This window comes from Pseudanabaena sp. CCNP1317, assembly GCF_034931345.1.
Classification (GTDB): domain Bacteria; phylum Cyanobacteriota; class Cyanobacteriia; order Pseudanabaenales; family Pseudanabaenaceae; genus Pseudanabaena; species Pseudanabaena galeata.
The window spans coordinates 1-1,334 of record NZ_JAYGIF010000137.1 but is presented as its reverse complement, the minus strand read 5'-3'; the positions used below and the strand labels follow the sequence as shown (position 1 = coordinate 1,334).

The window sequence follows — 1,334 nt, the reverse complement described above, 5'->3', positions numbered from 1 at the left end:
GGCGCTCACGGTGCTGCCGCCGTTGAAGCCGAACCAACCGAGCCAGAGCACCATCACACCGAGCGCGGCGAGCGGGAAGTTGTGGGCGGGCATCGGGCGGCTCTGCCCGTTCTCGTCGTATTTACCGAGCCGAGGTCCGATCGCGATCGCGCCCGCGAGCGCCATGCCGCCGCCGACCGCGTGGACCGCCGTGCTGCCCGCGAAGTCCTTGAAGCCCATCGTAGCGAGCCAACCGCCGCCCCAGATCCAGTGGCCGACGATCGGATAGATCGCGGCGACTGCGACCACACAGAACAGAAAGAACGTACCGAGCCGCGCACGCTCCGCGACCGCGCCGCTGACGATCGTGCAGGCGGTGGCCGCGAAGACGAGCTGGAAGAAGAGGAACACGAAGACGGGCAAGGTGCCGACGTCGGCCTCGCTTCCGTCGGGCATGAAGCCGCTCAATCCGAGGAACGCGTTGCCCTCGCCGAACATCACGCCGTAACCGACCAGGTAGTAGACGATCGACCCGATGCCGACGACGGCGACGTTCTTGAGGAGAACCATCACCGCGTTCTTCTTGCGGCAGAAGCCGCTCTCCACGAGCGCGAAGCCCGAGTGCATGAAGAACACGAGGAAGGCGCTCAGCAGCACCCAAACGGAGTCGAGAAGCCCCTGTGAGACGCCCTGTTCCATGATCCTCCAAAGCCATCGCGGTGACGCACCGCGGCAAGCGAGGGAAGCCTGGACCGGCGTTGTTTCCGGATGATTTCTCAGCGGGGTCCGGATCGAAAAAACGCGGTTGCGGTTGCGGTCGTCCTCCGCATCGAACGTCATTTTCGCGCGGGCCGGAGTCGAGGCTTCCCGACCGGCAGGGGACGGCCTCTCGGGCCGATCACGGCGGCTCGGGTCTCCTTGGTCGCGCTCCGTCAGAGCAGCGTCGCGACCAGCTCGGCCAGCTCACGCGCGCTCGTCTCGAGCGGAACGTGAATCCCCCGGCAGCTCCGCGAGTGACTTGCGCTGACTCGGGCTCGCGCCCCAGACCACCGTCGTCGCCTGCGTCCCGAGCAACACCTCGGCCGCTTCGTGCAGGTCGAGCCCAGGCGCCTGCGCGTCGAGCAACACCAGCACCAGCTCGTCCGCACGCGCGAAGACCCGCGTGTCGCGCGCTGGCAGCACACGCGCGCGACCGTGAAGCCGAAGCCCGAGGCTCTGCAGCGCGCCGAGATCCCAGCTCGCGAGCCACACCTCGGGCTCTTGCCGAGTCGGCACGAGACGTGCGGTCACCCGCCGCGAGGGCGCCGGCGACTCGAGCGCACGCGGCGGATCGGAGCGCGACACGTCTGACAGGG

At 68.2% G+C, this 1,334-nt stretch carries 2 protein-coding genes; both read right to left on the bottom strand.

The features are described 5' to 3' along the window. The coding region (locus tag VB775_RS22510; RefSeq protein ID WP_416235817.1) for an ammonium transporter at nucleotides 1–678 on the bottom strand (678 nt) is incomplete at its 3' end. Between the two features lie 264 nt (nucleotides 679–942). Then, on the bottom strand, nucleotides 943–1,334 hold a 392-nt coding region (locus VB775_RS22505), incomplete at its 5' end, for a hypothetical protein (protein ID WP_323216961.1).